Below are 1,144 nucleotides of genomic sequence, written 5' to 3'. Positions count from 1 at the left end.
CCTGGACGTGCTCGTCACGGCGCCGGGTCGCCGGAGTGCGAGCGAACTGTTCGCGCGGGCCCGGGAACTGCTGGCGACGCTCGACGCGCGGTATACACCCGACGCCGCGCAAACGACCGTCGACAGCGGTGACACCATCGAGACGGCGCGGGGCGGTCGCATCCGGTTCGCGAAGCCCCCGGACGCCGCAGAACTCCCGGACGACCCCGACGCCGTGTTCGTCGACGAGGCGGCGGCCATCCCGGTGCGACTGCTTGCCGCCCTGCTGGACTGCGGGCGCCTCGCGTTCACGACCACGGTCCACGGCTACGAGGGAGCGGGCCGCGGGTTCGACGTCCGGTTCCGCGACCGACTCGCGGACACCGACCACGCGCTCACAGACGTGACGCTCGCTGACCCGATCCGGTACGCTGCCGGCGACCCCGCGGAGGTGTGGGCGTTCCGCGCGCTCCTGCTGGACGCCCGGCCCGCGGTCGACCCGCTCGTCGAGGACGTCGACGTCGACGACGCGTCCTACGAGGCGCTCGGAGCCGACGACCTTGTCGCGGACGAACACCTGCTCCGGGAGACGTTCGGCCTGCTCGTGTACGCCCACTACCGCACGGAACCCAACGATCTCGCGCGCCTCCTCGACGCCCCGAACCTCGCAGTGCGCGCGCTCGTCGCCGACGGCCACGTCGTCTCCGTCGCGCTGCTCGCGCGAGAGGGCGGCCTCGACGCGGACCTGCGGGCGGACATGTACGAGGGCGCTCGCGTGAAGGGGAACATGATCCCGGACGTCCTCACGAGTCAGTTGCGCGACGAGGACGCCGCGGTTCCCGTCGGCTACCGCGTTATGCGCATCGCCACCCACCACGCGGTCCGCTCCCGGGGCCTGGGATCGCGGCTGCTCGCCGCGGTCCGCGCGGAGTTCGCGGACGACGCGGACTGGCTGGGCGTCGGGTACGGCGCCACCCCGGAACTGCTGTCGTTCTGGGCCGAGAACGGCTACTCGACGGTCCACCTCTCGACGACCCGCAACGACACCAGCGGCGAGTACTCGGCGGTGATGCTGGCGCCGCTCACCCACCTCGGCGAGCGGCTCCACGACAGGCACGCGACCTGGTTCGCGACCGCATCCCCGGCGTGCTCGCCGGACCGCGCC

At 72.8% G+C, this 1,144-nt stretch carries 1 pseudogene; it reads left to right on the top strand.

The window, feature by feature from the left end:
* Nucleotides 1–1,144: pseudogene (locus GRX66_RS19195) on the top strand (GNAT family N-acetyltransferase); the annotation flags it as partial.

The organism is Halobacterium bonnevillei, from assembly GCF_009831555.1.
Taxonomy (GTDB): Archaea; Halobacteriota; Halobacteria; order Halobacteriales; family Halobacteriaceae; genus Halobacterium; species Halobacterium bonnevillei.
This window is presented reverse-complemented; position numbering and strand designations above follow the sequence as displayed.